The 25503-nt window shown below is 69.3% G+C and carries 23 protein-coding genes; 9 read left to right on the top strand and 14 right to left on the bottom strand.

All coding sequences use genetic code 11. The features are described from left to right. Nucleotides 1-33: 33 nt before the first annotated feature. Nucleotides 34-624 (bottom strand): uridine kinase, encoded by a 591-nt coding sequence (locus H5393_RS06110; RefSeq protein WP_182765916.1) that lies wholly within the window; start codon nucleotides 622-624, stop codon nucleotides 34-36. A 183-nt stretch (nucleotides 625-807) separates the two neighbouring features. On the opposite strand from H5393_RS06110, the gene H5393_RS06105 reads away from it, so the two are divergent. Beyond that, the gene (locus H5393_RS06105) at nucleotides 808-1275 is read left to right on the top strand and encodes a hypothetical protein (RefSeq protein WP_182765915.1); all 468 of its coding nucleotides are present in this window, start codon (nucleotides 808-810) and stop codon (nucleotides 1273-1275) included. 63 nt (nucleotides 1276-1338) lie between these two features. On the opposite strand, the gene H5393_RS06100 is transcribed toward H5393_RS06105, so the two are convergent. After that, nucleotides 1339-3138: a DUF2207 domain-containing protein gene (locus tag H5393_RS06100; protein WP_182765914.1), complete on the bottom strand. Its 1800-nt coding sequence runs from the start codon at nucleotides 3136-3138 to the stop codon at nucleotides 1339-1341. Nucleotides 3139-3249: 111 nt separating this feature from the next. Between H5393_RS06100 and H5393_RS06095 the strand changes: the two genes are divergently transcribed. Next, on the top strand, nucleotides 3250-3891 hold the full coding sequence (locus H5393_RS06095) for a response regulator transcription factor (RefSeq protein WP_182765913.1): 642 nt from the start codon (nucleotides 3250-3252) through the stop codon (nucleotides 3889-3891). Here the strand turns inward: H5393_RS06095 and H5393_RS06090 are convergent. Further along, nucleotides 3888-5552, bottom strand: coding sequence for a phospho-sugar mutase (locus tag H5393_RS06090; protein ID WP_182765912.1), 1665 nt, complete (start codon nucleotides 5550-5552; stop codon nucleotides 3888-3890). The genes H5393_RS06095 and H5393_RS06090 overlap by 4 nt on opposite strands. Next, entirely contained in the window at nucleotides 5552-6355 is an 804-nt protein-coding gene (locus H5393_RS06085; protein ID WP_255436351.1) for a purine-nucleoside phosphorylase, read from the bottom strand. The genes H5393_RS06090 and H5393_RS06085 overlap by 1 nt, the downstream gene beginning before the upstream one ends. 52 nt (nucleotides 6356-6407) lie before the next feature. Between H5393_RS06085 and H5393_RS06080 the strand changes: the two genes are divergently transcribed. Continuing rightward, a complete protein-coding gene (locus H5393_RS06080; RefSeq protein ID WP_182764500.1) occupies nucleotides 6408-7811 on the top strand; it encodes an NAD(P)H-quinone dehydrogenase in 1404 nt (467 codons plus the stop codon). A 117-nt stretch (nucleotides 7812-7928) separates the two neighbouring features. Here H5393_RS06080 and H5393_RS06075 read toward each other — a convergent pair whose 3' ends face one another. The 8 genes from H5393_RS06075 to H5393_RS06040 form a co-directional block, all read right to left on the bottom strand. Then, entirely contained in the window at nucleotides 7929-9605 is a 1677-nt protein-coding gene (locus H5393_RS06075) for an AMP-binding protein (RefSeq protein ID WP_182765910.1), read from the bottom strand. A 61-nt stretch (nucleotides 9606-9666) separates the two neighbouring features. Beyond that, complete coding sequence (locus tag H5393_RS06070) at nucleotides 9667-10503, bottom strand: hypothetical protein (RefSeq protein ID WP_182765909.1); 837 nt, start codon at nucleotides 10501-10503, stop codon at nucleotides 9667-9669. A 120-nt stretch (nucleotides 10504-10623) separates the two neighbouring features. Further along, nucleotides 10624-12402 carry a biotin carboxylase N-terminal domain-containing protein gene (locus tag H5393_RS06065; RefSeq protein ID WP_182765908.1) on the bottom strand — a complete coding sequence of 593 codons (1779 nt, stop codon included), beginning with the start codon at nucleotides 12400-12402 and terminating at the stop codon, nucleotides 10624-10626. A gap of 97 nt (nucleotides 12403-12499) precedes the next feature. Next, nucleotides 12500-13912: a mechanosensitive ion channel family protein gene (locus H5393_RS06060; protein ID WP_220488244.1), complete on the bottom strand. Its 1413-nt coding sequence runs from the start codon at nucleotides 13910-13912 to the stop codon at nucleotides 12500-12502. 9 nt (nucleotides 13913-13921) lie between these two features. Continuing rightward, nucleotides 13922-14353, bottom strand: coding sequence for a hypothetical protein (locus H5393_RS06055; protein ID WP_182764496.1), 432 nt, complete (start codon nucleotides 14351-14353; stop codon nucleotides 13922-13924). 40 nt (nucleotides 14354-14393) lie between these two features. Then, nucleotides 14394-14999 (bottom strand): nucleoside triphosphate pyrophosphatase, encoded by a 606-nt coding sequence (locus tag H5393_RS06050; RefSeq protein ID WP_182765907.1) that lies wholly within the window; start codon nucleotides 14997-14999, stop codon nucleotides 14394-14396. A 4-nt stretch (nucleotides 15000-15003) separates the two neighbouring features. Continuing rightward, nucleotides 15004-15213, bottom strand: coding sequence for an acyl-CoA carboxylase subunit epsilon (locus tag H5393_RS06045; protein WP_245244139.1), 210 nt, complete (start codon nucleotides 15211-15213; stop codon nucleotides 15004-15006). Beyond that, nucleotides 15210-16784 (bottom strand): acyl-CoA carboxylase subunit beta, encoded by a 1575-nt coding sequence (locus H5393_RS06040; RefSeq protein ID WP_182765906.1) that lies wholly within the window; start codon nucleotides 16782-16784, stop codon nucleotides 15210-15212. The genes H5393_RS06045 and H5393_RS06040 overlap by 4 nt, the downstream gene beginning before the upstream one ends. 90 nt (nucleotides 16785-16874) lie before the next feature. On the opposite strand from H5393_RS06040, the gene H5393_RS06035 reads away from it, so the two are divergent. The 4 genes from H5393_RS06035 to purE are packed head-to-tail and all read left to right on the top strand — an operon-like array spanning nucleotide 16875 to nucleotide 19859. Continuing rightward, on the top strand, nucleotides 16875-17663 hold the full coding sequence (locus H5393_RS06035; RefSeq protein WP_182765905.1) for a biotin--[acetyl-CoA-carboxylase] ligase: 789 nt from the start codon (nucleotides 16875-16877) through the stop codon (nucleotides 17661-17663). A 26-nt stretch (nucleotides 17664-17689) separates the two neighbouring features. Beyond that, complete coding sequence (locus H5393_RS06030) at nucleotides 17690-18196, top strand: PH domain-containing protein (protein ID WP_076060288.1); 507 nt, start codon at nucleotides 17690-17692, stop codon at nucleotides 18194-18196. A gap of 9 nt (nucleotides 18197-18205) precedes the next feature. Further along, nucleotides 18206-19366 carry a 5-(carboxyamino)imidazole ribonucleotide synthase gene (locus H5393_RS06025; RefSeq protein WP_182765904.1) on the top strand — a complete coding sequence of 387 codons (1161 nt, stop codon included), beginning with the start codon at nucleotides 18206-18208 and terminating at the stop codon, nucleotides 19364-19366. Then, nucleotides 19359-19859, top strand: a complete 501-nt coding sequence (gene purE, locus H5393_RS06020; RefSeq protein ID WP_182764490.1) for a 5-(carboxyamino)imidazole ribonucleotide mutase — start codon at nucleotides 19359-19361, stop codon at nucleotides 19857-19859. The genes H5393_RS06025 and purE overlap by 8 nt, the downstream gene beginning before the upstream one ends. Here purE and H5393_RS06015 read toward each other — a convergent pair. Then, on the bottom strand, nucleotides 19856-21547 hold the full coding sequence (locus tag H5393_RS06015) for a hypothetical protein (RefSeq protein ID WP_182765903.1): 1692 nt from the start codon (nucleotides 21545-21547) through the stop codon (nucleotides 19856-19858). The two genes, purE and H5393_RS06015, sit on opposite strands and share 4 nt — an antisense overlap. Nucleotides 21548-21613: 66 nt before the next feature. After that, the gene (locus H5393_RS06010) at nucleotides 21614-22777 is read right to left on the bottom strand and encodes an LCP family protein (RefSeq protein ID WP_182765902.1); all 1164 of its coding nucleotides are present in this window, start codon (nucleotides 22775-22777) and stop codon (nucleotides 21614-21616) included. A gap of 152 nt (nucleotides 22778-22929) precedes the next feature. Between H5393_RS06010 and H5393_RS06005 the strand changes: the two genes are divergently transcribed. Together H5393_RS06005 and H5393_RS06000 are read left to right on the top strand one after the other, a co-directional pair. Beyond that, nucleotides 22930-24459, top strand: a complete 1530-nt coding sequence (locus H5393_RS06005) for an LCP family protein (RefSeq protein WP_182764487.1) — start codon at nucleotides 22930-22932, stop codon at nucleotides 24457-24459. Between the two features lie 43 nt (nucleotides 24460-24502). Further along, on the top strand, nucleotides 24503-25495 hold the full coding sequence (locus tag H5393_RS06000) for a glycosyltransferase family 2 protein (protein WP_256437889.1): 993 nt from the start codon (nucleotides 24503-24505) through the stop codon (nucleotides 25493-25495). Nucleotides 25496-25503 lie beyond the last annotated feature (8 nt).

Raw genomic sequence — 25503 nt, 5'->3', positions numbered from 1 at the left:
CCAGCACCCGCCGGGATCAACCGCCGGGGTGAGTCACCGTCGCTTCACGGAGCCGAGGGCCCGGCGCATCGACATCCCCCGGAAGCCGGCCGCCAGCGCGGCCCGCCGCAGCGCCGGCTCGGAGCGGTAGAGGGCCCAGCCGCGGCGGAGCAACAGCACCGGTGGCTTGCGGTGCTCCTTGAGGTCGCGGGCCAGGCGTCGCAGGAAGTTGGCCGCCCGTCGCCTGTCCAGCCACAGGGCCTCCACCGTCAGACCTTCGGCGCGGGCGGCGGCCAGCGCCTGGATGGCGAAGATGCCCTCGGCCAGCACGATCTGCGCGGTGCCGAGGTCGACGGTGCGGGTCCCGACCCGTCGGGACAGGGAGATGTCGTAGACAGGCAGCTCCGCCCGCCCGTCCCGCAGCAGGGTGCGCAGCGTGTCGACGGCCAGTTCCATGTCCCAGCAGGCGACATCGTCCCAGTCCGGGATGCCCATGGGCGTCATGGGGAGATCCGGATGGTCGAGGTCGCGGTAGAAGTCGTCGAGGGACAGCGCGACGACGTGCTCGCCGTCGGCTGCGAGGCTGGTGATGCGTGATTTACCGCTGCCGGAGGGACCCGCGATCAGCACCAGCGTTCGAACCATGGGACAGAATCCTAAGCCACAGACCAGCGCCGATCAGCATCGGCCACCGGCGCTGGGGGCTGTGCCCGCGACCGCCCCAGCCTGAGCACGCGACACCAAGGGGTGTGGCGGAGGTGGGGCGCCTCTGGTGTGCTGGACGGATATCCCGCTGCGCCAGCAGCGCGAGACCGGAAGGGACGCACCATGAACGACCTGTCGCCCACCCTGATCGCGGTGATCATCGCCGCCATCATCATTGTCATCGTTGTGATCGTGCTTATCGTCCGCGCCGCGGGCAAGCGCAGGACGGAGCAGCTCGTCGAGGATCGGCGCCATGCGGAGGAGTTGCGGCGGGACACTGACCGCGACCGGGTGGCCCTCCGCGAGCAGGAGTTGGGCGTGCGTAAGCAGGAACTCGAGGCGGAGCAGGCCCGGGTGAACGCCGAGAAGGCCCGCATCGAAGCGGAGCGGATCGAGCGGGAGGCCGCCGAGCGGCGCGGCAGTCTGGCCGAGACCCAGGCGGACATCGACCGGCGTACCCGCGAGGCCGAGGAACTCGATCCGGACCGTCGCGACGACGGTTCGATCCGCCACGATGCGCATGAGCTGCGCGACACCGACGACCACCGCGGCGTCACAGACGACCACCGTCGAGACGACCATCGCCACTGATCCCACTCAATGAACGAGGGGCGACTCCACCGGAGTCGCCCCTCGTTCGTGTTCGGGTGAGGTTCACCAGCTTCCGCCGCCACCGCCGCCGAAGCCGCCCCCGCCGCTGAAGCCGGAGAAGCCGGACGAGCCGCCCGTGGCCTGGCTCATGCCGTCCATCCGGGCCTCGTTCATGACGCTGTTGAACGAGCTGGTGAGGTTGTTCATGGCGCTGGCGAAGTAGTAGCCGTGCATGAGATCTGCGCCGATGTACCACGAGGTGTCGGCCTGGTAGATGCCCTCGGCGCCGAGCTGCGCGAACAGCTTGGACCAGCGGTCCGCGACGCCGAACACGATGGCGTAGGGGAGGTACTTGGAGAAGATGTCCTCGCCCTCCTCGAAGCGGAGGGTCTCCTTCTCCGCGGTGCGCAGGTACAACTCGAAGCCCTTCGCCTGCGCCAGGTAGGCCGAGCCGGTGGCCGTGCGCTTGCGGAAACCGCCTGACAGCAGGATCAGGCCGATGCCGAACAGCGCCACCGGGATGGCGAGCAGGCCCCAGCCGAAGGCGCCGAAGACGAACCCGATGCCGACGGCCACCAGCAGGAGCAGCACACCCATGCCGATGGGCACCATCTGCGCCACCTGGGGATTGCTCTTGAACCAGCCCTTCTGGACGACGGCGTTGTACAGGCCCTGCCGCGCGTCGGGCAGCACATTCTGGAACTTCGCCTTGCTCAGTTCGCGGGAGCGACGCACGGCCTGGCCCTTGAAGATGTCGCCCAGCAGCTTGCGCTCATAGGGCAGCAGGGTCTCGCCCGCCGGCGGATTGGTGGCGTAGAGGGTGAAGTCCTTGCGCCCGTCCGATTCGATCTGCAGGAAACCGCGCACGGCCAGGTCGATGATGGTCGCGGACACGTCGACGTTGTCGGCCGTCGCGTCGATCAGGGTGCCGATCTCGCCGGGGGTGGCGCCCTTCGGCGGATGGAACTGGACGGTCACGGGGGTCTTGCCCGCCTTGGTGCCGACGCGTCCCTGCTCGCCCGCTGTGGGCGTGAGGCCCGGGGTCAGGCCCAGGAAGACCTCGTCGCGGGTGTGCCTGCGGCGCACGATCAGCAGCCCGGCGATGGCCGCGATGAGGCCCGCGCCGGTGACCGCGCCGGTGGCGGGGGTCAGCTCGAAGGGGCTGACGATCTCCTCGATGGTCTGCGTGGCGCCGCCGAAGGTGCCGGCGGGGAACCCGGCGACGACCTGCACCGGGGTCTTCGGGTTGACGGCGGGGACGGCGAACGTGGCGCTGTTGCCGCTGTAGGACGTCTCACACGGGGTCTGGTTGTCGTAGGGGCCGTAGAAACAGGCCGTCTTCTCCACGCCCGCGGGGCCCGTCACGGTGACCCGCACGTCGCTGAACCGCGACTCCCACGCGCGGCCGATGACGTCCCAGTTGAACTCGTCGAGGCCAGACTCGGGATGGTCAGAGGCGATGAGGCCCTTCACGTCGTAGGAGACGACGTAGTCCTGGGGCGTGGTGTTGACCACGTTGGCGTTGCCGATGCGCAGCCGGAAACCGTCGGAGCTGCTCTCACGCTGCACGTCGGTGCGGGCACCGGTGGGGGAGGAGACGCTGATGTTGTCGTACTCGAAGATGTAGCGCTTGCCGTCGCCCTCCTGCTGGGTGGGGAACAGGAAGTAGGGCCCCCGCCCGTTGAACGCCGCGAAGTCCATCGTGAAGTCGACCTCCACCTGGGCGATCCCGTCCTCGGTGAGGTTGACGTCGACGTAGTAGCGCGTGATCGGCGCCGAGTCGTCCGCGGCGGCGGGTACCACGGCCCAGGCGGTGAACAGGACGAGCAGAAGTGCCGTGAAGGCGGCGCGCAGCTTGAGCATGGTTCCAGAGTACCCAGGCCGAGGGCAGGGGGAGCGTGGCCCGGCAGCCGCAGGGATACGTCCCGTTCCGCGAACCCGGCCGAGTACGCGCAGAAAGGGTACGGTTCAGGGGTGAATGAAACCCCGGCGCGCATCACGGTGGCGATCGTCAACGACTACCCCGTAGTCGTGGAAGGCGTGGCGCAGTTGTTGGCGCACGACACCCGCCTCCAGCTCGTCGAGCTGGACACCATGACCCACCCGCGGCAGGCCGTCGACATCGTCCTGTTCGATGCGTTCGGCCAGTTGCATCTCGAAGACGACATCCGGCAATTGCTGGCCAACCCGAAGTACGGCCGAGTGGTCGTCTACACCTGGAACATCAGGCCGGAGCAGGTGGCGCAGGCGCTCGAGATCGGCGTCCACGGCTACGTGTCCAAGGTGGCCGACGGCAACACGTTGTGTGACGCGCTGGTGCGCGTCCACGGTGGTGAGCGGGTCATCGAGCCCAAACCGGTGCCGCACGAGATCGAATCCGGCGACTGGCCGGGCCGTCGTCACGGCCTCTCGGCGCGTGAGGCCGAGGTGATCGCCATGATCACCCAGGGCATCACCAACGATGAGATCGCCAAGGCCAGCTACCTCAGCATCAACTCCGTCAAGAGCTACATCCGCTCCGCCTACCGCAAGATGGGCGTCGAACGCCGTAGCCAGGCCGTGCTCTGGGGCGTGGAGAACGGGATGCTCCCACGCCGCCAGCGCAGGGAACTCTAGGCCTCCACGCCCAGAGCGGCCGCCATCTCACGCCTCAGCGTGACGAGCTTCTCAGCCGCCCGGACACGCGCGGCGGGCACGTCCTGGGACTCGTCGACGCCCAGCCGCACCTCCAGGTAGCACTTGAGCTTCGGCTCGGTGCCCGAGGGGCGGGCCACCACGTGCACGGATCCCCCCGTCAGCTCGACGGCGTCCGTGGGCGGTAGCGCCTCGGAGCCCTCCGCGAGGTCTGCCACGACGACCGGCTCACCCAGCAGAGCGGCCGGCGGGTCCGAGCGGAGCCGCGCCATGGCGTCGGCGATGAAGGACAGATCCGCCACCCGCACCGAGAGCTGCGACGTGGCCGTGAGCCCGTGCGTCCGCGAGATCTCGGCGAGCCGGTCCGCCAGCGTGCGGCCCTCGGCCTTGAGCCCGGCGACGATCCGCAGCACGGACAGGGCCGCGGTGATGCCGTCCTTGTCCGGCACCGCACGGGAATCGCAGCAGTAGCCGATGGCCTCTTCGTAGCCGAAAGCGAGGTCTGCCACCCGGCCGATCCACTTGAAGCCGGTGAGCGTCGTGACGTGCGGCCTGCCGGCGGCGCGCGCCATGCGGCCGAGCTCGGTGGAACTCACCACGGAGTTGGCGAACCGTCCGGGGACGCCGCGACGGATGGCGTCGTCACCGAGGAGCGAGCCCAGTTCGTCGCCGGTCAGCATGCGCCACTGACCGTCCACCACCGCGGCCACGGCGCAGCGGTCTGCGTCGGGGTCGTTGGCGATCACGACGTCGGCACCCTTGTCGGCCGCCAGGGCCACCGCCAGGTCGATGGCGCCCTTCTCCTCGGGATTGGGGAACGCGACGGTGGGGAAGTTCGGGTCTGGCTGCGACTGCTCGCCGACCTCGTTGGCGGCCGGGAGCCCGACCGCCTCGGCGACGGCGCGGACGGTCGCGGTGCCCACCCCGTGCATCGCGGTGTGCACCCAGACGACGTCGCGCGGGGCGTCGGCGGGGTAGAGCGTCACCGCGCGGGCGACGTAGGCCCGGCGCAGCTCAGCTGTGACGTCGGTACGCTCAGCGCCGCGGGGGAGGTCCGTCCAGTCGCGGGCGGCGACCTTGGCGATCTCGGCGGCAATCTCCGCGTCTGTGGGCGGCACGATCTGGGAACCGTCGCCCAGGTACACCTTGTAGCCGTTGTCCTGCGGCGGGTTGTGGCTGGCGGTCACCACGACGCCGGCGACGCAGCCGAAGTGCTGGATGCCGAAGGCGATCACCGGAGTGGGCGTGGGTTGCGTCACCCACAGCACCTCGAAGCCGGCGCCGGCCATGACACGGGCGGTGTCCTCGGCGAAGTCCGTCGACTTGTGGCGCGCGTCATAGCCGACGATGACCTTGCCACCGTCGTGCCCCTGGGTCTTGAGCCACGCGGCGAAGCCTGCGGCGGCCTGGGTGACGACCGAGCGGTTCATCCGGGCGGGGCCGGGGCCGAGTGCTCCGCGCAGGCCGGCGGTGCCGAACTCCAGTGGGCCCGCGAAGGCCAACTTCAGTTCCTTCTCCGCCGCTTCGCGGAACGTCGGGTCGTTGGCCTGGGCCTGGACGATGAGGTGGTCGAGCTGTTCGCGGGTCTCCGGATCCGGGTCCATGTCGCGCCAGCGGATGGCGGCGTTCAGCAGGTCCTGCATCACAGCCTCCCCACGATGGCAGCAAGCAGCGCGGCCAGCCGCGGGCCCGCGTCGCGCCCGGCCTGGAGCACCTCGGCGTGGTCGAGGTTGCTGTCGCTGAGCCCGGCGGCGGCGTTGGTGACGAGCGACAGGCCGAGGACCTCAAGGCCTGCTTCGCGGGCCGCGATGGTCTCCAGCGTGGTGGACATGCCGACGAGGTCGCCGCCCAGGATGCCGGCCATGCGGACCTCTGCGGGCGTTTCGTACTGAGGTCCGCGGAACTGGACGTACACGCCCTCGGGCAGGCCGCCGGCGGCTTCCTGGGCCTCGGCGCGCAGACGCGTGGAATAGGCCTCGGAGAGGTCCACGAAGTTGGCGCCCTCGAGGGGGGTGTCGCCAGTGAGGTTGATGTGGTCCTTGATCAGGACGACGGTGCCGGGCGCCCAGTCCGGGTTGAGGCCGCCGCAGCCGTTGGTCAACACCATGGTGGTGGCGCCCCAGGCCGCAGCGGTGCGCACGCCGTGGGCCACGGGCGCGACGCCGCGACCCTCGTAGTAGTGCGTGCGGCCGGTGAAGATCGCGGCCAGCTTGCCGCGCGCGGTGCGGACGAGGAGCAGTTTGCCGCCGTGGCCGCTGACCACGGGCTTGCTGAAGCCGGGGACGTCGCCCAGTTCGAGTTCGCCGACCGGCTCCCCGAGGGAATCTGCCCCGGAGGACCAGCCGGAACCCAGCACGAGGGCGGTGTCGATCGCCTGTTCGCCCAGACGGTCACGTAGATACGTTGCGGCCTCGGCGGCCAGCTCAAATGCTTCACTCACGCCCATCAGCATAAGTGAGCCGCCTCATGCGTGGCGCGGCTATGGAAGGATGGGGGCCGTGACCAAGGTTGTGATCATCGGTGGTGGGCCCGGCGGCTATGAGGCCGCCCTCGTCGGAAATCAGCTGGGCGGTGAGGTCACCCTGATCGAACGCGACGGGCTCGGCGGAGCCGCGGTGCTGAGCGACTGCGTGCCGTCGAAGACGCTCATCGCCACGGCAGAGGTGATGGTCCGCATCAAGAACGCGAACCAACTCGGGCTGCACATCCAGGCGGAGAACGTGCGCGAAGTGGTCAAGGTGGACCTGGCCGAGGTCAACGAGCGGGTGCTGGCACTGGCCAAGGCCCAGTCCGACGACATCGCGGCCAAGCTGCGTCGTGACGGCGTGCAACTGGTGACCGGCCAGGCGCGCCTCGACGGTGCGAACCGCGTCGTCGCCACCACCGAGGCGGGCGAAGAGACCTTCGAGGCCGACATCGTGCTGGTGGCCACGGGCACCACGCCGCGTGAACTGCCCGACGCCAGGTGCGACGGCGAGCGCATCCTGAACTGGAAGCAGGTCTACAACCTCACGGACGTCCCGGAGCGGCTCATCGTCGTGGGCTCCGGTGTGACCGGCGCGGAGTTCGCCTCCGCCTACGACGGCCTGGGCTGCGAGGTCGTCCTGGTGTCGTCCCGCAAACAGGTGCTCCCCGGCGAGGACCAGGACGCCGCCGCCGTGCTGCAGCGCGCGTTCGAGCGCCGCGGCATGCAGATCCTGTCGGAGAGCCGTGCGGTCGCCGCCCGGCGGCAGGGTGACGGCGTCGTCGTGACGCTGGAGGACGGCCGCGAGGTGGAGGGTTCGCACTGCCTGCTGGCAGTGGGCGCCATCCCGAACTCCGCCGGTCTGGGTCTCGAAGAGGTGGGCGTCGAGCTGGGCAAGTGGGGACACATCCCCGTGGACCGCGTCTCGCGCACCTCGCACCGCAACATCTACGCCGCCGGCGACGTGACCGGCGTGTTCGCGCTGGCCTCGGTGGCCGCCATGCAGGGCCGCATCGCCATGTGGCACTCGCTGGGCGACGCGGTGGCGCCGCTGGACATGCGCACGGTGTCGTCGAACGTGTTCACCACCCCGGAGATCGCGACGGTGGGGGTGACCCAGAAGGCGGTCGACGCCGGTGAGGTACGCGTCGCCTCCGTGCTGCTGCCGCTGGCCCCCAACGCCCGCTCGAAGATGATGGGATTCACCGACGGGTTCGTGAAACTGTTCTGCCTGCCCACCACCGGCATCATCATCGGTGGCGTCGTGGTCGCGCCCCGGGCCTCGGAGCTGATCCACGCCGTGTCGCTGGCCGTTGCGCAGAAGATCACCGTGGACGAGTTCAGCCACGCCTTCACCGTCTACCCCTCGATGTCGGGCTCCATCGCCGAGGCTGCCCGTCGTCTGCACAACCGCGACGACCCCTTGATGACGCAGTAGTCGCAGCAGGCCCCCGCTGCGGTTCGCCCTGGTCGAGTCCCAAACGGCGAGCTGCGCCTCGGTGCTGGGTTTGGTGCCATGGACGGGCACAAACCCAGCAGCACGCAGTGTCGCCCGTCAGCCGCGCAGCTCGGGGAACTGCTCGTAGCGGAAGTCCTCGATGCGGACGGCGGTGTCGTGCTCGCGGGCCCGGAGCACCACCCTGCGGACCTTGCCGCTCAGGGTCTTGGGAAGCGTCGAGAACTCCACCCGCCGGATCCGCAGGTACGGCGCCAGGCGTTCCTTCGCGTGCAGCAGGATGGACAGCGCTGTCTCGCGGGACGGTTCGAAACCGGCCGCCAGCGACACGTACGCCTTCGGGACGGCGGCGCGGATGGGGTCCGGCGCGGGCACGATCGCGGCCTCGACGACGGCGGGGTGCTCGATCAGGACCGACTCCAGTTCGAACGGCGAGATCTTGTAATCCGACGCCTTGAACACGTCGTCGGTGCGCCCGACATACGTCAGGTAGCCCTCCCCGTCGACGTTCACCAGGTCGCCCGAGTGGTAGCGGCCGTCCTCCTGTGCCGTGGGCGCACCCCCGAGGTAGCCCGACATCAGGTTGTACGGCCACGGGTCGAGCGGCAGCGTGATCTCGCCCTGGCTCGCCACCTCGCCGGTGTCCGGATCGACGATCTGGATGCCCACGCCCGGCAGGATCTTGCCCATGGCCCCAGGCTTGACCTTCTCGCCCGGCGCGTTGCCGATGGTGCAGGTCGTCTCGGTCTGGCCGTAGCCGTCGCGGATCGTGAGGCCCCAGGCGCGTTCGACCGTCGAAATCACTTCGGGGTTCAGCGGTTCGCCCGCGCCGACGATGTCGCGCAGGGCCGACGGCTTCGAGCCCAGATTCGCCTGGATCATCATCCGCCACACGGTGGGCGGGGCGCAGAACGTGGTGACCTTCGCGTCCTCGAGTTCCTTCAGCATCTTCGCCGCGTCGAAGCGGCTGTAGTTGTACGAGAACACCGTCGCCTCGGCCAACCACGGCGAGAAGAAGCTCGACCAGGCGTGCTTGCCCCAGCCGGGGGAGGAGACGTTGAGGTGCACGTCGCCGGGTCGCACGCCGATGAAGTACATCGTCGACAGGTGGCCGACGGGGTAGCTCAGCTGGGTGTGGGCCACGAGCTTGGGGTCTCTCGTGGTGCCGGAGGTGAAGTAGTAGAGCACCGGGTCGTTGATGTCGGTGACCACCTGGCACGGGGCGGCGGGGGAGTCCGCGGACTCCGCCATGCTGAGCCATCGGTCGTGGGCGTGCCCCGTGGTGATGAGGGTGGCGCCGTCGATGAGGTCGAACTTGTCCTCGTCGACGGGGTTGGCGATGACGGCGCGGACGTCGGCGCGCTGGATGCGGTCCACCAGGTCGAAGTCCTGCAACGCCTGCGCGGTGGGCAGGATGATGCCGCCGATCTTCATCACGGCCAGCATGGCGTCCCACAACTCCACCTGGTTGGCGAGCATCAGCATGACGGCGTCGCCCTTGCGCACACCGGCCGCCGTCTGCAGCCAGCCGGCCAGCCGGTCCGAGCGCTCAACCAGTTCGCCGTAGGTGTAGCGCTCGTCCGCCCCGTCCTCGTCGCGGATCCAGAGCGCAAGGTCATCGCGGTCGCGCCCGATGGCGTCGAACCAGTCGATGGCCCAGTTGAAGTTGCCGGTGATGTCCGGCCACTCGAACCGGGCGCGGGCCTCGTCGCCCTGTCCCACGAGGTCGAGGAGGAGATCGCGGGCGGCGCGGATCTTGGTGGTGGCGTCGGACATGGAGCTCCTCGGGACGTTACCTGGCCGCACTTGTGGGACTCCCACAACTGCCGGGCCCCTGTCAGTCGTCGAGCAGACCCATCAACAGTGAGAAGCCGCCGATCATCAGGGCCCCCGTCGTGATCTGGCGGATCACGGGATCTGACCCGTAACGGCCGTAGTAGCCCTGCGCCCAGGCGGCGTGGCGCGGGTCTTCCCAGTAGGGCACCGGCATCAGCTGCGGGCCCGCGTGCACCATGCGGATGGAGGGGTCGTTGCCGGTGCGGACGCGCTGCGCGTCGGCGGCGCACGCGGGGACCTCACGCATCGCTCCGCCGGGCGGCGCCCACTGGACGTTGGCGACGGAGGTGCCGTGCGCCGGGTCGAAGAAGCAGGGCGGGCGGTGCTCCGGGACCGGCGCGCCGTTGGAGCGTGCCTTCACACAGGCGATCGCGTAGCGACCCTCGTCGAGGATCTCCGTGATGCGCTTCACGTCGGCGTTGCTGCGGGCGTGTTCGAGCTGCTGCTTGGCGCCGTCGTAGGAGTCGAGGGCCTTGCCGTAATCAGCTTGAGCGTCCGCGTCGAGGGTGCGGCCCACCACGTCGAAGTCGAGGTCTCGGAGCTGCTCACCGAACGTGGTGATGTCGGCGTTGACCGCGTCCCGCGACGCGGGGGAGAGGGGCTGGGCCGCCGAGGGGTCGTAACCCTGGCCGTAGCCCAACTGCTGCCCGAAGCCGAAGTGCTGACCGTAGCCCATGGGCGGGCGGAAGAACTGCTGCGGCTGGCCCCAACCGAGCTGCGGTTGCCGGGGCTGCTGATCGAGCTGGTCGGATCCGCTGCCTCGCACCGAGCGGCCGATGCCGAGCACGATGGACACCGCCACCATGATGAACATGATCGTGAAAATGCTGCCGAACACGCGTCCTCCAGTCGTCAGTCCCTCCAGAATAGGCGCGGCCTCCAAGGAATGGAACGACGGCGGTGCCGGTGGCGGTCAACGCCACCGGCACCGGTGAGACAGCTCAGTGGGGTACCCCCGTCACTCGGGCTCGACGATCTCGCAGAGGACCTGGCCGGCCGTCACGGCCTGACCGGCCTCGACCTTCAGGTCCACCACCACGCCGTCGCGGTGGGCCTTGAGCGGCTGTTCCATCTTCATGGCCTCGATCACGGCGACGGTGTCGCCCTCGGCCACCTGCTGGCCCTCCTCGACGGCCACCTTGACGATGGTGCCCTGCATGGGCGACGTCATGGCGTTGCCGCTGGCTGCCGCGACCTTCGAGCCACCCCGGTCGCGCTTCGTGGGCTTCTTCATGGCCTTGCCGGACGCGGGCCTGCCGCCGCCGAAGCCGCCGGGCAGCTTGACCTCGACGCGCTTGCCGTTGACCTCGACCGTGATGACCTCCGGCTCTTCGTGGTCATCCTCTTCGCCGAGGAGGCCGGTGTAGGGCGGGATCTCGGTGGCGAAATCCGTCTCGATCCAGCGGGTGTGCACTGTGAAGTGCCCGTCCGCCGCGGTGTAGGCGGGATCTGCCAGCACCACCTGGTGGAACGGCACGACGGTGGGCATGCCCTCGATCTGCAGTTCGGCCAGGGCGCGGCGGGAGCGCGCGATGGCCTGCTTCCGGTCCGCGCCGGTGACGATGAGCTTGGCCACGAGGGAGTCGAATGCACCCGGGACGGTCATGCCGACGTGGTACCCCTCGTCGACGCGGACGCCCGGGCCCGACGGCGCATGCCACTTCACCAGGGTGCCGGGGGCGGGCATGAAGTTGCGGCCGGCGTCTTCAGCGTTGATGCGGAACTCGATGGAGTGGCCGCGCACCTCGGGGTCGCCGTAGCCCAGTTCCTCGCCGGCGGCGATGCGGAACATCTCGCGCACCAGGTCGATGCCGGTGACCTCCTCGGAGACGGGGTGCTCCACCTGGAGGCGGGTATTGACCTCGAGGAACGAGATGGTGCCGTCGGTGCCCACGAGGAATTCGCAGGTGCCGGCGCCGACGTAACCGGCCTCCTTGAGGATGGCCTTGGAGGATTCGTAGAGCAGCGTGACCTGTTCCTCGGAGAGGAACGGTGCGGGGGCCTCCTCGACGAGCTTCTGGTGGCGGCGCTGCAGCGAGCAGTCTCGGGTGGAGACCACAACGACGTTGCCGTGGGTGTCCGCCAGGCACTGGGTCTCCACGTGCCGCGGCTTGTCGAGGTACCGCTCGACGAAGCACTCGCCGCGCCCGAAGGCGGTGACGGCTTCGCGGGTGGCGGACTCGAACAGGTCCGGGATCTCCTCGAGGGTGCGCGCCACCTTCAGGCCGCGTCCGCCGCCGCCGAAGGCCGCCTTGATGGCCACCGGGAGGCCGAACTCCTCGGCGAACGCGACCACTTCGCTTGCGTCGGCGACGGGATCCGCCGTGCCCGGAACCTGGGGAGCGCCCACCTTCTGGGCGATGTGCCGTGCCCTGACCTTGTCGCCGAGCGACTCGATGGCGGCGGGCGGGGGCCCGATCCAGATCAGGCCGGCGTCGATGACGGCCTGGGCGAACTGGGCGTTCTCGGCGAGGAAGCCGTATCCGGGGTGGATGGCGTTGGCGCCCGCGCGCTCGGCGATCCCGAGCAGCTTGGGGATGTTGAGGTAGGTGTCCGCAGGGGTCGCGCCGTTGAGGGCGTACGCCTCGTCGGCCAGCTTGACGAACAGTGATTCTGCGTCGGAATCTGCGTAGACGGCTACGGAATCGATTCCAGCATCCCGCGCGGCACGAATGACTCGTACAGCGATTTCTCCGCGGTTTGCGATCAGAACCTTTGAGACGGCGTCGTTGCCCACTTCTCCTCCTGCATTCGTTTGTGCCTCGGAGTCTAGTGGGCGGCGCTTCGCGCGGATGGAATGTCCATAACCTTGTGGATTCTGCGCGGATGTGCGATCACGAGGGGGTGTCGCGGCGCTCCGCCGTCTGCTCCCGTTCGGCCATGTCGGCGGCGCTGGGGCCCGACATCTTGCGGTCGCGTTCCTCCGCGTCGGGGGAGCCGGAGTAGAGGCGGGCCTCCGGGCTGCGCGACGACAGCGTGGTCTCCAGCGGGGACTCCTCCTTGCTCCGGACATCGGCAGGCTTGCGGCGATGCGACAGCCACGAATGGAGCCACTTCGGCAGGGCCGGGTCCTCCTCCGTGTCCTCGAGGCTGCCGGTGGCCGCCGGCATCACGCTGGTCTCCTCCAGGGCCTGCTCCGCCTCCCATTCGGTGACGACCCTGTCGACGAAGTCCTCGCGTTCCTCAACCGGCGGGGCCGTCGTCGTGTCGGGCTCGAGGCGGGTGCGGGGCAGGGCGTAGACGGCCTCGTGCTGCACCCAGGCGATGAGGTCCTCGCGCACCAGGCAGCGCAGATCCCACAGCTGGCCCGACGTCGCGGCGGAGACGACCGCGCGGATCCTGACATGGCCGCCCGTGGCGTCGGTCACCTGCATGGAGGCCGTGCGGCCGTCCCACAGTTCGCTGGAGCGCACGATGCGGGTCAGCTCCACCCGCATGGCCTCCACCGGCGCCAACCAGTCCAGGTCGAACTCGACGGTGCCGAGCAGCTTGGGCTCGCGTCGCGTCCAGTTCTCGAAGGGCTTGCTGGTGAAGTAGGTGCTGGGCACGATCCAGCGGCGGTCGTCCCACGCCCGGACGACGACGTAGGTCAGCGTGATCTCCTCGACGGAGCCCATCTGCTCGTCGAAGACCACGAGGTCGCCGACGCGCAGCGCGTCCGAGAACGCGATCTGCATGCCCGCGAAGATGTTGGCCAGCGACGACTGCGCGGCGAGGCCGGCGACGATCGACAGCACGCCCGCCGAAGCCATCAATGACGCGCCGATCGCCCGGAACTGGGGGAACGTCAGGAGCGCCCCGGCCAGGGCACAGATCCAGATCACGGCCAGGCCCACGCGCATGACGATCTGCAACTGGGTGCGGATCCTGCGGAAGTGGGGCGTCTCCTCGGCGTCGTCCTCGCGGCTGAGGAGTGTCTCGCCGATGGCCCTGATCACTCCGGTGAGCAGGAAGGCGGCGGCGAAGATCATCAGGATGAGGAACACCTGGAGGAAGATCGGCCGCCACTCGGGCGCGGCCTGCAGCACGCGCGGGCGGGTGACGAACGCCACAGCGAGCCCAGCGCCGAGCAGGATGAAGAAGATCCGTTGCGGCAGCCTCATGCGCCGGATGACGAACTTGCGGGTGCGGCGTTTGACGATGAGCCTCAGCAGGGCCGTCAGGATGAGCGACACGATGAAACCTGCGAGGAGCCCGAGCCCTGCCCAGAGCAGCACCGTCAGCAGGTCGAGCGTGTCGGGAGTCATGGTGAGAGCCTAGTCGCCGGACTCCTGCGGGGTCTCGCGATCCGTGCGCAGCGAGAGGGCGGCGAAGGAGTCCGACGTGGTGAAGGCCCCCTGCCAGCGGCCGTTGGTGAACAGCATCGACTGGTTCTTGTCCGCCGTGATCGTGAAGCCCATGCCCGCGAGGTTCTCGCGGAGGTACGCGGCGATGTCCTGCCCGGAGGGGGAGGAGAACACCGCGGTGACGTTGTTGTAGGAATCGATGCGGTCCGTGATCGAGGCGTGGAGCGGGACGGAGAACATCTCCGGCGCGTTGACGTAGCCCAGCGAGCTCAGCAGGACGCCACCCTCCGGCGCGTCGCTCACGAGCGGCGACGACGCCGGGGCGGAGGGGGAAGGTTGCGGTGCGGCGGAGCACCCCACCAGGGCGAGCGCTGCCACCAGGGCGATTCCGATCCGTTGCACGGGGACGATCCTAGGCCACGTCCGAACCCCGGCCCGTCGCCTAGGAACGCTGGTCCACCCACAGCGAGTGCCAGGGCACGCCGGAGTCGATCACCATCTGCCGAACCAGCGGCAGCGAGATCCCGACGACGTTGAAGGGGTCGCCCTCGATGGACGTCACGAACGCGCCGCCCAAGCCGTCGATCGTGAACGCACCGGCCACCCGCTGGGGCTCCCCGGTGGCCGCGTAGGCCCGGATCTCCTCATCGGACAGGTCCGCGAAGCGCACCATGGTGGAGCCGACCCGCGTCTGCTCCGAATACCGCTCACCCTGGTGCACGACGATGTGGTGGCCGGTGTGCAACAGGCCCTCATGCCCGCGCATCCGCTGCCAGCGGGCGATGGCCGCCTCCTCAGTACCGGGCTTGCCGTGCGCCCGGCCCTCGAACTCCAGGACCGTGTCACACGCGAAGAGCACGAAGTCGCCCACGAGGTGGGGCACGACGGTGCTGCCCTTGGCCTCCGCGAGCCTGGCCGCCAGGCGGGTGGGTACCGGATCGACGATCTGACTCTCGTCGAAACCGGACACCACCACCTCGGGATCCAGGCCCGCGTTGCGCAGGACCTGCAGTCGCGCCGGCGACTTCGAAGCCAGAATCACCCGCATCTGATCACATGCGGTTGAACGTACGCCACGCCTCGCGGCCCGTGATCAACGGGCCGCGGACGGTGCGGTAGTAGGACTTCCAGCCGCCGGCCAGCGGCCGGTCGGCCGCCGAGCGCAACGTCTCACGCCGGGCGGAGGCCACGAGCACGGCGGTGACCGCGGCCATCTCCTCCTCGGTGAGAGTGGCCTTGCCGAATTCGAGCGAGCCGGTCACAGCGGGATGTTCCCGTGCTTCTTCGGCGGCAGCACCTCGCGCTTCGAACGCAGCAGGCGCAGCGCCCGGATGACCTGGGCCCTGGTCTCGTGCGGGTAGATCACCTGATCGACGTAGCCGCGGTCCGCCGCGACATACGGGTTGGTCAGCTCGTCGTCGTACTCCTGGATCAGGCGCGCGCGCTCCTCCTGGGGGTTCTCCGCGTTGCTGAGTTGCTTGCGGTAGAGGACGTTGACGGCACCCTGGGCACCCATCACCGCGATCTGCGCCGTCGGCCACGCCAGGTTGATGTCGGCACCCAGGTGCTTGGAACCCATGACCACGTACGCGCCGCCGTAGGCCTTGCGGGTGATGACGGTCAGCAGCGGGACGGTGGCCTCGGCGTAGGCGTAGATGAGCTTCGCGCCGCGGCGGATGATGCCGTTGTGCTCCTGGCCGACGCCGGGGAGGAAGCCGGGCACGTCGACGAAGGTCAGCACCGGGATGTTGAACGCGTCACAGGTGCGCACGAACCGGGCGGCCTTCTCGGCGGAGTCGATGTCGAGGCAGCCGGCGAACACCGTCGGCTGGTTCGCGACGATGCCGATCGAGCGGCCCTCGATGCGGCCGAAGCCGACGATGATCGAGCCCGCGAACAACGGCATGACCTCGAGGAACTCGTCGTCGTCGAGGACGTTGCGGATCACCTCGCGCATGTCGTAGGGCTGGTTAGCGGCGTCGGGGATGAGCAGGTCGAGCTCGCGGTCGTGGTCCGTGATGGTCAGGTCGACCTCGTCGTCGTCCCAGACCGGCGGATCCTCCAGGTTGTTCTGGGGGAGGTAGCTGATGAGGTCGCGCACGTACTCGATGGCGTCGTTCTCGTCGGCGGCCAGGTAATGGGCGTTGCCCGACTTCGTGTTGTGCGTGCGTCCGCCGCCCAACTCCTCCATCGAGACGTCCTCGCCGGTGACGGTCTTGATGACCTCCGGCCCGGTGATGAACATCTGCGAGGTTTGGTCCACCATCACGACGAAATCCGTCAGCGCCGGGCCGTAGACGTGACCACCGGCGGCGGCACCCATGATCAACGAGATCTGGGGGATCACCCCGGAGGCGACGGTGTTGCGCTTGAAGATCTCCCCGTAGAGCGCCAGCGAGACGACACCCTCCTGGATGCGTGCGCCACCGCCCTCGTTGATCCCGATGAGTGGCACCCCGGTCTTCATGGCGAAGTCCTGGATCTTGACGATCTTTTCGCCGTACACCTGGCCGAGCGCGCCACCGAAGATGGTGACGTCCTGGCTGAAGATGCACACCGGGCGGCCATGGATGGACCCGGTTCCGGTGATGACGCCGTCGCCGAAGGGGCGGCGGGCATCCATACCGAATGCGCTAGTACGGTGGCGAGAGAACTGGTCGAATTCCGCGAAAGAACCCTCATCGAGGAGGGCCATGACCCGTTCGCGGGCAGTCATCTTGCCCTTGGCATGCTGCTTTTCCACGGCTGCGGCGGACCCGGCGTGCACGGCTTCATCGATGCGCACTCCGAGATTGGCAATCCTACCGGCGGTGGTGTGGATGTCGATCTCCATGGCCTTCACCATAGCGGGATTGAACTTCGCTCAATTCCCTTGCTCAACTTTGGAACGGGCAGGCGCTGACACCGGCCCTACGATGAGTTGGTGACCGCCGAACTGCCTGACGCCGAATCCATCCGCAGCCTCCTCGAACCGGGTACCCCGTTCACCCGCGTCGAGGTGGTCGACAGCACCGGCTCCACGAACGCCGACCTCTCGAAGCGCGCGCACAGCGGCGAGGCTGAAGGCGCCGCGCTCATCTCCATGGAGCAGAGGGCGGGGAGGGGGCGGCTCGACAGGCAGTGGGTCTCACCGCACGGCTCGTCCATCTCGCTCTCCGTGCTCCTCAAGCCCAGGCCGGAGTTCCAGCACTGGGGTTGGCTCTCGCTGCTGGCGGGCATGGCGGTGTCGTCGGCGCTGGCCGAGCTCGCGCCGGACCCCTCCCGCGTCACACTCAAGTGGCCCAACGACGTGCTCATCGGGGGCCGGAAGGTCTGCGGCATCCTGTCGGAACGCGTCGAGCAGCCCGACGGGGCACGCGCCGTCGTCGGCCTCGGCATCAACGTGACGCTCACCGAGGAGCAACTGCCGGTGCCCAACGCCACGTCGCTGAGCCTTGAAGGCATCCCCACAGACCAGAGCCGCGTCGTGGCGGGGGTCCTGAACCACTTTGCCCGCTATTACACCGCCTGGCAGTTGCGCGGCTCACTGCGGGAGGAGTACGAGTCGCGCTGCTCGTCCATCGGCTCGCAGTTGAAGGTGGTGGTCGACGGCCAGCGCACCGTGGAGGGGACCGGAAGGGGGGTCGACGTCTTCGGCAGGCTCCAGGTGGCCACCGCGTCGGGCCTCCAGACGTTCGCGGTGGGCGACGTCATCCACGCCCGCCTCGGATAGTCGGCGGCGCATGCCAGACTGTGGCCATGGCGATCAAGAGAGACCAACTGGGCCGCGACGAGCACATCGTCGCCTCCATGCGCACCCACGGCAAGGTGCTGATCGTGCCGGCGTTGGTGCTGATCGTGATGGGCTCCCTCCTCGGCTTCGCCATCGCCCTCCTGCCGCCGGACTGGGAACCCTGGGGCACATACGCGGTGATCGCGTTGTTCCTGGTCGTCGTGGTCGGTGCGGTCGTCCTGCCGTTCCTGCGCTGGCTCACCTCCACGTACACCATCACGGACCGCCGCATCGTCACGCGGCGCGGCATCATCAACAAGACCGGACATGACCTGCCGCTACGCCGCATCAACAACGTCAACTACGAGCGCTCGCTGACAGACCGCATGCTCGGCTGCGGCACGCTCATCCTGGAGACGGCCGCCGGGCAGCCCCTGGCGCTGCCTGACGTGCCGCACGTGGAGCGCGTCCACGTGACCATCAACGACCTGCTCTACGACATGCATGGGGCGCCGGACACCTCCGACGAGTAGTCTTCGCGGGTGACTCGACGCTACTCACTGGCCATCGCCGGAGGCGGGCAGCTGGCCCGCATGATGCAGCAGGCGGCCATTCCGCTGGGAATCGACGTGCGGCTGCTCGCCGAGGGGCCGGCCGTTTCCGCGGCCCAGGTGGTACCCGCCCACACCGTCGGCGACTACCGCAGCCTCGACACCCTCCTGGACTTCGTCGACGGCGCGGACGTGCTGACCTTCGACCACGAGCACGTGCCCACAAGACACCTCGACATCCTGGCCGAGCACGTCGCCGTGCGGCCCGGCTCCGCCGCGCTGCGGTTCGCGCAGGACAAGGCGGAGATGCGCGAGAAGATGGCGGAGCTGGGGATCGCCTGCCCCGCGTTCGCCGTCGCAGACTCGCCCCGGGACCTCATCGCGTTCGGCGACAACCAGGGCTGGCCGGTGATCGCCAAAGCCTCCCGCGGCGGCTACGACGGCAAGGGCGTCTGGAAGCTGGACGGACCCGAAGATGCCGGCGAACCGTTCGCGAACCTGCCCGAGACGTCCGCGGGGGAGCGGGTCAGGATTGTGGCGGAGGAGTTCATCGACTTCGCCAGGGAGCTGTCCGCCATCGTCGTGCGCTCCCCATCCGGACAGGTGGTGGCCTATCCCATCAGCGAGACACTGCAGGAGCAGGGCATCTGCGTCGAGACCGTCACCCCCGCGCCCGGCATGAGCGACGAGGTCGCGGCGGGGCTCCAGCAGATGGCCGTGCGCATCGCCACCGAACTCGGCGTCGTGGGCGTCCTCGCCGTCGAACTCATGGAGGCCCGCGACGGCCGCATCGTCGTCAACGAACTGGCGATGCGGCCGCACAACACCGGGCACTGGACCATCGACGGGGCGCTCACGAGCCAGTTCGAGAACCACATCCGCGCCGCCCTCGACCTGCCGCTCGGCTCACCCGCCATGCGCTCAGACGTCGTCGTGATGACCAACGTGCTCGGCGGCGCCGAGGATGACCTCACCGGAGCGCTGCAGCACGTGTTCGCCCGTGACCGCGAGGTGCGCGTGCACCTCTACGGCAAGGAGGTCACGCCCGGCCGTAAGGTGGGGCACGTCACCTGCTTCGGCACCTCGCTCGACGATGTGCGTCGTCGCGCGCGGCACGCCGCGCACTACCTGATGGGAGACCCCGATGCCTGAGCCGCTCGTCTCGATCGTGATGGGATCTGATTCGGATTGGCCCACGATGTCCGCCGCGGCCGACGCGTTGGCCGAGTTCGGCGTCGCCTACGAGGCGGATGTCGTGTCCGCCCACCGGATGCCGGAGGACATGGTGCGCTTCGGGCGCGAGGCGCACGAGCGCGGCATCAAGGTGATCATCGCCGGCGCGGGCGGAGCGGCGCACCTGCCGGGCATGCTCGCGTCGCTGACCCCGCTGCCGGTCATCGGCGTGCCGGTTGCCCTGAAGTACCTCGACGGCATGGATTCGCTGCTCTCGATCGTGCAGATGCCGGCGGGGGTCCCCGTCGCCACCGTCGCCATCGGCAACGCCCGCAACGCCGGCCTGCTGGCGGTACGGATGCTCGCCGTCGGCGACGAGGCACTGCTCGAGCGGATGCTCGACTTCCAGGACCAGCTCCGGGACGCGGCGCACGCGAAAGGCGCCGTCGTCCGCGAAGCCAGCGGTTCCTAGTTGAACACCACCTCGAGCCGGATGCTGCTGTCGCCGTCGTCGGCGGCTTCAACCGCCATGCCGAGGGCGCGGACAGGCTCGAGCCACTGGGTGAAGTCGGCCGAGTAGTCGCTGGCCGCCATCTCCTGGTAGAGCGGCATGCTCTTCACGGCGTTGAGGTCCACGAAGCTCAGGTTGCTGGCGTCCTGCCGGATCACGTCCGTGAAACCGGGGGAATCCCCCAGGGTGGTGGCGGGGCTGCGGATGTCGTCGATGCCCTGGCCGTACGCGAGGTAAACGGTGTCGCCGTCCTGCTCGGCGGTGAGCCCGTCGAAGCTCCCCTCGGGCATCAGGACCCGCTTGACGCCGTCCAGCAGTTCGAGCTGACGGGCAGGATCGTCGCTGACGAACTTGGCTCCCACCACGGGTTCGCCCTGACCGTCCATGCCGATGGTGACGCCCATCTGGCGGCCCATGAGGGCCTGCAGGTCTGCGGCCGACATGATGCCGAGCGACTCGAGGTCCGGGGTCAGGCCGGCTGCCTCGAAGGACCGCCAGGACTGCTCATAGGACTCTGTGGAGGCGGCGCCCGCCACGGCGGCGAACACGCCTCCGGGAAGTTCACTCGCGAAGGCGCGAATGTCGTCGAGTTCCGGTTGCGGGTAGTTTGGCGCGAAGAACTGCCCGTCGAGGATGACACGGTCGTCGTCCACCTTGAGGCCTGCGGCGCCGTGTGAGCCGCGGAGGGCCTCGACGTCGGTCATGGGGGAGAGGCCGGGCCCGCCCTGGCTGATCAGCATGTCGATGGCCTCGGAGCCTGCCCAGAAGGTCGCCAGGCTGCCCGTGCCGAGCTTGGCCATGTCCGCCTTGTAGTCCTGGTCATCCGCCAGCGACGACTCGCTGATCGCCGCGGCGTCCAGGCCGAGGTCCGTGCTGGTGATCACCAGCACGTCGTCGACGAAGAAGTACTCGTTCTCGGCGGCGGCCTGAGCCGCAGCGAACGCCCCGGCCTTCTCCTTGTCGGTGGTCTCGACGGCCACCACGACCTGGTCGCCGAAGCCCGAGGCGCTGTCCGGTGCCGAGCCCAGGAACCCGAGGGCGACGGAGTTGCCGAGCCACGGCTCGACCTCCTCATAGGACGGCTTGTCCCCGGAATCGTCCGGGATGAGGTCCCACAGTGCCCGCTTGTAATCTGTGGTCTCCGACATCTCCTCGCCCACCGGGAACTTGTTGACGATGCGGGCGAGCTTCAACTGGTCTGCCGGCGCCGGCGCCAGGTTCAGCTCGATGGCCATCGCCACGGTGGAGGGGAGGCCCTTGGCCGCCGCAGGCGTGGCACCGCGGAAGAACGTCAGGCTGAACGCCACGCCACCGAGCACCAACGCGAGAGCCAGGGCCCCGGCGACGATCGCCGGGGTCTTCGACCTCTTCTTCACGGGAGCAGCTGCGTACGGCTGGTACTGGCCCGGGAGCTGTTGCGGGGGCGTGCCCCACTGCCCCTGCTGCGGCGGAGGAGTGCCCCACTGCCCCTGCTGCGGCGGAGGAGTGCCCCACGGCGCCGGCTGCTGCGGGCGGGGCTGCTGGAAGGACGGACTCTGGGGCTGGCCCTGCAGACCCTGCTGCGGCGGCTGTTGCGGGGCGCGACCCCACTGCGGCTGGGGAGGCTGTGGACCGTTGGGTTGCCAGCCGGGTGGTGGGTTCTGGGTCACGGTGTTCTCCTGCGCGCAGTGGGTGGGCTGTGCTTCGAGGATAGGTCCACCGCAGACCAGTGACCGCTACTGCCGGTACTTCTCCAAGTCGGCCGTATTGCCGACAGCCATCGCCCCGAAGATTTCGTCAGCAGCTGCGTCGTCCCAGATGACGGACGAGCCGACGCTGGTGTTCGCCACGCTGCCGGGGACGGTCAGGCTGAGCCCGGAACCGGTCATCACGCTGAAGAAGCCCGTTCCCACCTGCGCCATGGATCCCAGGCCGGTGTCCTCGCCACGCGCGAGCGACTTCGAGGCCGCCATGTTGACCTTCCAGTACCGCACCGGATTGAGCACGGTGAGGGGGTTTGCGACCTTTTTCATGATGGCGCCGATGGTCTCGCGCTGACGCTCGACCCGGCCGAAGTCGCCGTTCGGGTCCGCCTTGCGCATCCGCACGTAGCCCAGCGCGGTGACGCCGTCGACCGTCTGGCAACCCTTGGAGAGCGTGATGTGGGCGTCCTCGTCGTCGATGTCGAACTTCGGGCACACCTCGATCCCGCCGACGGCGTCCACCACGTCCACGACGCCGAGCATGCCCACCTCGAGGTAGCCGTCGATGCGCACGCCGGTGTTCAGTTCGATGGTCTCGATGAGCAGGGGAGCGCCGCCGAAGGCGTAGGCGGCGTTGAGCTTGTTCTTCTTGCGGCCGGGGATCTGGACGATGGAGTCGCGCGGGAGGCTCAGCAGCACCGGCTCACCCTCGGTGGGGGTGTGCAGCAGCATCATCGTGTCCGTCCGGCGACCGTCGGTGGTGCCGGTGCGCAGCCTCGACCAGTCCTCGGCGCTCAGGTCTTCGCGGCCGTCGGAGCCGACGAGGAGGATGGTGCTGCCCGGCTGCTCCGCGGGGCGCTCGCCGGCGGACGCCGTGTCCACCGTGGTGCCGGCCGTCCAGGCGTAGAGCGGGGTGCCGATCAGGAAGGCCAGCCACAGGATGAGGGCGAAGCCCAGCAGACGGAGCGGCCGGAAACGACGGCGCTTCCTGGGTCGGCCAACCGGGGGAGCGGCAGGCGGAGCGGTGGGCGGCTGCGACGGCGGGCCGGCCTTGGCGGCCGGCTGCGGCCCGGCGGTGCCCTGCGGATAGCCGGCGCCGCGCTCGCGACGGGCGTCGTTGCGGCGCATGTTCTCCACCTCGTCGGGACGGAGCACCGAGGTCTCTTCGTCCTTCTCGTCCCGGTAGAGCCAGTTCATGTCGTCGTCTCCTCGTGGCACTCGCCATCCCCTTTCCGCGTGCCCAAGGGTACCCATTAGTGCGCCAACGACGGCATCGCGGCGTGGCGCTACCGGGCTGAGGGGAACCTGCGGGTGAGGATGGAAATCAGCCTTCCCCGAGGAGATCACCAGTGCCGTCCACCAAGACCGCAGCCGCCAAGAGCGTGCAGGCCCGCCGCGCCTTCGGCTTCGTCCTGATGTCCGCACTGTTCCCGGGCTCGGTGCAGTGGTTCGCCGGCAACCGCGCGGTGGGCCGCGTGGCCGGCCGCGTCTACGGCGCCGCCCTGGCCCTGCTGGTGCTGATGGTGCTGGGCCTGCTCCTGTTCCGTGGCCCCACCGTCGGGCTGCTGCTCAACCCCGCCGCGACCACCGTCGTGCGCGTGGTCCTCTGGGCCCTCTTCGCCGGCTGGGGGCTGCTCCTGGTGGACGCCTGGCGGCTGGCCGCGCCCCTGCGCCTCGGGCAGGGCACCCGGCTCACCCTCACCGTCACCACCCTGGCGCTCGCGCTGGGGGTCGGCGGCATCACCACCGTCGCCGCCAGCGGTTTCCAGGCCGCCGGGAACGTCGGCGTCGTGCTGCAGGGCGGCGGCGACACCGACGAGAAGGCCGGCCGCTACAACGTGCTGTTGCTCGGGGTCGACGCGGCTGAAGGCCGCGACGGCCTGCGCCCGGATTCGATCAACGTGGCCTCCGTGGACGCGGAGACCGGGCGCACCGTACTGTTCGGGCTGCCGCGCAACCTGCAGAAGGTGCGCTTCCCGGACTCCTCCCCGCTGCGGGCCCTCTACGCCGAGGGGTACGTCTGCCCCGACAACGCCTGCCTGCTCAACGGGGTCTACACCCTGGGCGAGCAGCATGCCGATCTCTACCCCGGCGAGGCGGACCCGGGCCTCCAGGCGATGAAGGAGGCCATCAGCGAGACCCTCGGCCTCGAACTCAACTACTTCGCGATGATCGACATGGCCGGTTTCCAGAACCTCATCAACGCCATGGGCGGCATCCGGCTCAACATCACCAAGCCCATCCCGATGGGCGGCGGCGGAAGCAACATCCACGGCTACATCGAGCCCGGCGACGACGTCCGGCTCGACGGCTACCAGGCGCTCTGGTTCGCCCGCTCCCGGGCGGAGAGCAGCGACTATGAGCGCATGGTGCGCCAGAAGTGCGTGATGTCGGCGATGGCCAACCAGCTGGACCCCATGACGGTGGCCACGAAGTTCGTCGAACTGTCCAAGGCGGGCGGCGACGTGCTGCGCACCGACGTCGGCACGGGCGAGATCACCCGCCTGGCCGAGTTGGCCCTGCAGGCCAAGGAACTCAGCATCGTCTCCGTCAACTTCACGCCCCCGCTGATCGTCACGGGGGACCCGGATTTCGACCTGATCCGCAGTACGGTCCGCGACAGGATCGACGCGTCCGAAGCGCTCGACGAGGTGACGGGGTCGCCGGCCCCGGCGGCCTCCCCGGATGCCGCCACCACGCAGGCCGCCCCCGTTGCGGCGTCTCCTGTGGCGTCCTCCGAGGCCCCAGCCGCCGAGGGCGGCGAACCCACCACCGACAGCGCGGATCCCGCCCCTGTCGAGGCCGCCGGCGCCGAGGTGGAGGCCGACGAATCGGTCAGTGACGCTGGCGACCTTGAGCTGGTCTGCTCGGTTCCGTGAGCCACGCCCACTAAAGTGGGCGCCGGAGAAGGGAGTCCGCAGCGTGCAGCAGAGCGTCAGCGTGGTGATGCCGATCCGCAACGAGGAACCACACCTCACGGCGGCCGTCGAGCGGGTCCTCAGCCAGGGTTATCCGGGCGACCTGGAGATCCTGCTCGCAGTGGCTCCCAGCACAGACCGCACCAGGGAGATCGCCGACCAGCTGGCGGCCGCTGACCCGCGCATCCGGGTTCTCGACAACCCGGAGGGGTACACCCCCGTCGGGCTCAACATCGCCATCCACGCGGCACGGCACCCCGTCATCGTGCGTGTCGACGGGCACGGTGAGCTGAGCCCCGGCTACATCGCCACCGCGGTGCGCCTCCTCGAGGAGACGGGCGCCGCCAACGTGGGCGGCCGGATGGACGCGCAGGGCACCTCGGCCCTCTCGGAGGCCATCGCCGCCGCGTACAACTCCCGCCTGGGCCTCGGGGGCGGTGGGTTCCACCTCGCCGACACCCCGCCCGGGCCGGCCGACACCGTGTTCCTCGGCGTGTTCCGCCGCGAGGTGCTGGAGGAGATCGGCGGATTCGACGAGACGCTCCACCGCGCCCAGGACTGGGAACTGAACTACCGGCTCCGCACCGCCGGCCACCTCGTCTACTTCTCCCCGGACCTGCGCGTCGTCTACCGTCCCCGCAACAGCTACGAGGCGCTCGCCAAGCAGTTCTTCACCACCGGCCAGTGGCGCCGCGAAGTGATCCGCCGCCATCCGGAGACCGCCTCGCTGCGCTATCTCGCCCCGCCGTTCGCGGTGCTGGGCATGGGCGGCGGTCTCCTCGGGGGTCTGCTCGGCCTCGTGCTGCGCAACCGGCTGCTCACCGCGCTCCTCGTGGCGCCGCTGGTCTACATGTCGTTCCTGACGGTGGCCACCGCAACGATGGAGACCACGGCGCGGGCCCGCACCCGCCTGCCGCTCGTGCTCGCGATCATGCACGTGGCGTGGGGCGCGGGCTTCGTCCGTGGTCTGCCGGATCGCGCTGACACCCTGGGATGAGTGCCCCG

The organism is Tessaracoccus sp. MC1756, assembly GCF_014164735.1.
Classification (GTDB): domain Bacteria; phylum Actinomycetota; class Actinomycetes; order Propionibacteriales; family Propionibacteriaceae; genus Arachnia.
This window is presented reverse-complemented; position numbering and strand designations above follow the sequence as displayed.